This is a genomic window from Streptomyces sp. NPDC001204 (assembly GCF_053598035.1).
This window is the reverse complement of record NZ_JBSFJL010000074.1, coordinates 1-3,972: the sequence shown is the minus strand read 5'-3', so window position 1 is coordinate 3,972 and position 3,972 is coordinate 1. Positions and strand designations below refer to the sequence as shown.

Sequence of the window (3,972 nt, the reverse complement as noted above, 5' to 3'; positions counted from 1 at the left end):
CGGCGGCTGCCGGAATACCGTCACGATGCGGAGTTCTCCACCTGGATGTACCGCATCACCGTCAACCGTTGCCTGAACTCGCGACGCCGCCGACCGCTACCCCTTCCATTGGACGCCGTCGCCGAGCCCGCGACGGGCGGCGAGTGGAGTTCGCCCGCCCGAGCCGCAGAGGAGGACGCAGAAACGGCCGCTTTGACGTGCGCGCTCGGCGAGCTGGACGCCGGACAGCGTGTCTGCTGGATCCTGCGGGAGCTGCAGGGTCTGCCCTACAAGGAGATCGCCGTCGTGACACAGACCAGTGAGCAGACGGTGCGCGGCAGACTGTTCAGGGCACGCCGGTCCCTGAAGGAGGCGATGGCCCCATGGCGCTAGACGACCCGCACGCGCGGCCTTCCGAACCGCCCGGAGACGACGGGCCTCCCGATCACCCGGCCATCGATGACGCGGCTCCGCTCGCCGGTGACGAGGTACTGACCTGCGGCCGCCTGCTCAGCCAGGTCTGGGAACAGGCGCAGGACGCGACGCCGACTGCGGATCCGCACACCATGTCATGTCCCCAGTGCCGCGAGGCCGTCGAGGGGCTGGCCAGGCTGAACGCGGCCACGCGGGCGCTGCGTGCCAAGGGCCCTCCCGGCCTGCAGGCGCTGACCGACCGCGTCATGAGCATCGTCAGGGCCGAGGTCCGGCTGGGGCGGCTGCTGCCACTGGCCGACACGATGCTGGATCTGCTGATCGCCGAGAGCGCCGCGGCGAAAGTGCTGCGGCATGCCGCGGACACGGTCCCCGGGGCGAGGGCCGTGTCCTGCCGGCTCGCGCCCGCAGGCGCCACCGGCGTGCAGGTGACCATGACCCTGGCCGCCGTCCTCGACCGCCCGCTGCCCGACAGGGTCGATCAAGTACGCGAGGCGATCGTCGATGCCGCCGGACACGCCCTGGGGATGGACGTGACGGCCGTCGACATCATCGTGGTCGACGTACTGGAGCCGCCCTTGCCCCTCGGTCCTGCGGGCTCCGGTCAGACCGCAGGCGGTGGTGCCTGATGGCTGCCACCGGAACGCCGCCTCCCCTCAGCGTCGCGGCCGCAGCGGCCCTCGCGGTTCCCGGCGTGGCCGGCCTGCAACCCCGCCTCGCCCACCGCCTCGCGGCAGCGGCCTCGCCCACATGGCCGGAGACAACAGCTCAACATGCCCCCGAGGCAGGTGTCCGCATCGACCGGATGCCCGACGGCTCGGGATGGCACATCGAGGTGCGCTGCGTCCTGACTGAAGGCCACAGAGTGGTGGACACCGCCCGAGATGTCCACGACCAGGTACGGGCCGCTGTCCTCTCCTACCTCGCCGCACACGACGCCCCGGTAGCGGTCACCGTGACGGTCACAGTCACGGTCACCCGCATCGCCGCCCGGGACCACACGGTCTGAGCGCCGCACGCGACGGCCGGCGACGAGGCCAGACTGCTGCGTCTAGATCTAAAACGACGGGCGTTATTGACAGGTGGGTCTCCTACGGGCCGCAGCCGGGAAGTTGCCTCGCTGCAGGCCACCGAGAGGCGCAAGGGCATACCGGCTGCCCGCGTAGGCCAACGGGATTTGCCGGACATGGTCCTCGATGTACAGGATCACGACGGCGAGAGCGACCGATGGGCACGATCTGAGCACGAGGCATGTCGGCTGTAGGGCGGCTCACTGCGCGTCGGATGTTTGCAAAGGGAGAAGACGGCAGCCGCTGCTGTGCGGCGCAGCTCCTCGATGACGTCAATCTGATTGCGTGCGCGGTCCAGCGGATTCCTTGGTTGTGGCTCATCGAGACCAGGTTCCGCCTGTGCACCGCGGCCGGACAGCTCGTCACCACCGGCCGCCGTCGGGTGCTCCACCTTGCCGGCTGCTGGCCATGGACCGTCTGCATCACGGCCGCCCTCGACCGGCTCGCCCAACTCCCGAACCCAAGATGACCAGCTGATTTCCCGTCCCAACGACAGGACCACCCGACCCTGAGAAGTGGAACCCGGCGCCCACCCGACGCGACACTCGGGCCCCGGCATCCCCAACATCAGCCACATAAAGCGGAATGGCCCGCCGACTCCGTTGGCAGACCGTCACGAAAGTTTGAGGCTAGAAGTCAACGAAGTCACCGCGACGTGGTCACGACGGGGGACAGCACTCGCGAGCTGACGGCAACCGCGGCAGAGATTGGGGAACTCCCGCTTCCGCGCGCGGGTTTTGTACGGTGTGAGCCGGTCGGCGAGGCCGAACGGTCAGGCGATCCCGATGCCGCGTACCAGCAGCAACGTCACGTCCACCACCGCCACTGCGACCGCTGCCGCGAACGCCGCTCGCTCCCAGCGGCGTCCCAGCACCGTCCCCGCCACCGCGACCAGGCCGGCCACCACGAGTGCCACCACTCCCCATCTGCCGGGTGGTCCGGCGGGCCCCAGCGTCAGAACCGCGGACGCGGTCGCCAGCGGTACCGGCAGCAGCAGCCGCGCGCCGTCCGGGCCCAGCCGGTGCGGAAATCCCCGTACGCCCGTCGCCAGATCCCCGCGGATGTCCGGCAGCACGTCGCCCAGATGGGCACCGACCCCCAGTAGCGCCCCGGCGGTGACAACCCACCAGGCCGGCCAGGGCTGCCCTGGGAGCCCCAGCGCCACGAACGCCGGGAGCGCGGCGAAACCCACCGCGTACGGTGCCCAGGACCAAGCTGTCGCCTTGAGCCACAGGTTGTACGCCCACGCCGCCGCCACTCCAGCCAGGTGAACGACGCCCGCCCACAGGCCACATGCGAACGACAACGGCACGCACAGCGCCAGCGCGGCATACGCGGCCACCCACACCTGCGTCGCGCCCACCGCGCCGTCGACGACGGGTTTGCCACGGCGGCCGGCGGCGATGTCCCGGCGCGCGTCGAACGCGTCGTTGCACCAGCCGACGGACAACTGCCCGCTCAGAACGGCGGCGGTGGCCAGGACACAACGTGCGGCGCCCTGGCCGGCGGTCACGGCCAGGGCTGCCATCAACGCGGTGACCGCCACTACAGGCCCGGGGTGGCACGACCCGGCCAGGCCACCCAACCGGCCGGCCCACATCGCGGCCACACCGCCGGCCGTCGACTGCTCAGGAGTGCCCACCCGGCCGATCGTAGGAGTCCCGGCCCCGACATGCGTGGAGCACGCGCCCCGGGACGAACGGCCGGACGGGCGATCCATGGTGCCGGAGCCCGGGTTCGGGGAACACGTGCAGAGCAACTCACCCCAGTCGACAGCCGGACGGGAACCTCATGACGCGGATCGCCGCCGTTCACGGTGCCCTCGCACCGCACCGTCGCACCCAGTCCGAGATCACCGACATGGTGGCCCGCACCTGCCTGCCCGAGGGCACCGACCGCCGGGTCCTGGACCGGCTGCACCGCAGTGCGAAGGTCCGCTCGCGCCACATGACGCTGCCGCTGGAACGGTACGAGGAACTGGACGGATTCGGCGCCGCCAACGACGTCTTCATCGCCGCCGCCACCGGTCTGGGCGCCAAGGCAGTGAGAGCCGTACTGCAGATGGCTGGTCTGTCCGCAGCCGACGTCGATCTGCTGATCTTCACCTCCGTCACCGGCATCGCCGTTCCCTCGATCGATGCACGGGTGGCCGGCCGCCTCGGACTGCGGCCGGACGTCACAAGACTGCCCCTCTTCGGCCTGGGCTGCGTCGGTGGCGCTGCAGGCCTGGCCCGTATGCACGACTACCTGCTGGGCCGGCCCGACCACGTGGCAGTACTGCTGTCGGTCGAACTGTGCTCGCTCACCTTCCAGCGCAACGACGCCTCCGTGGCCAACCTGGTCGCCACCGGGTTGTTCGGCGACGGCGCCGCCGCGGTCGTCGCCTGCGGCGCGGGCCGCCCGGACGCGACCGTCGGCCCGACGATCGTGGACACCCGCAGCCACCTGTATCCGGACACCGGGCGCGTCATGGGCTGGGACATCAGGAGCT

5 protein-coding genes are annotated in these 3,972 nt (G+C 70.8%); 4 read left to right on the top strand and 1 reads right to left on the bottom strand.

All coding sequences use genetic code 11. The features are described 5' to 3' along the window. From ACWC91_RS41245 to ACWC91_RS41235, 3 genes are all read left to right on the top strand, one after another. A partial coding sequence (locus ACWC91_RS41245) for an RNA polymerase sigma factor (protein ID WP_450726377.1) occupies positions 1 to 372 on the top strand: 372 nt, incomplete at its 5' end. Beyond that, positions 363 to 1,040, top strand: a complete 678-nt coding sequence (locus ACWC91_RS41240) for an Asp23/Gls24 family envelope stress response protein (RefSeq protein WP_376549541.1) — start codon at positions 363 to 365, stop codon at positions 1,038 to 1,040. The genes ACWC91_RS41245 and ACWC91_RS41240, both read left to right, overlap by 10 nt. Further along, positions 1,040 to 1,420 (top strand): hypothetical protein, encoded by a 381-nt coding sequence (locus ACWC91_RS41235; RefSeq protein ID WP_376408449.1) that lies wholly within the window; start codon positions 1,040 to 1,042, stop codon positions 1,418 to 1,420. Before ACWC91_RS41240 ends, ACWC91_RS41235 begins: the two co-directional genes overlap by 1 nt. A gap of 833 nt (positions 1,421 to 2,253) precedes the next feature. Here the strand turns inward: ACWC91_RS41235 and ACWC91_RS41230 are convergent. Further along, positions 2,254 to 3,123: a UbiA family prenyltransferase gene (locus tag ACWC91_RS41230; protein WP_376408446.1), complete on the bottom strand. Its 870-nt coding sequence runs from the start codon at positions 3,121 to 3,123 to the stop codon at positions 2,254 to 2,256. Positions 3,124 to 3,272: 149 nt separating this feature from the next. Between ACWC91_RS41230 and ACWC91_RS41225 the strand changes: the two genes are divergently transcribed. Then, on the top strand, positions 3,273 to 3,972 hold a 700-nt coding region (locus ACWC91_RS41225; protein WP_450726374.1), incomplete at its 3' end, for a type III polyketide synthase.

What these genes read in the sequence shown, in the direction of transcription:
- ACWC91_RS41235 (WP_376408449.1), top strand. Translation starts at nt 1,040, where the DNA reads ATGGCTGCCACCGGAACGCCGCCTCCCCTCAGCGTCGCGGCCGCAGCG.
- ACWC91_RS41240 (WP_376549541.1), top strand. Translation starts at nt 363, where the DNA reads ATGGCGCTAGACGACCCGCACGCGCGGCCTTCCGAACCGCCCGGAGAC.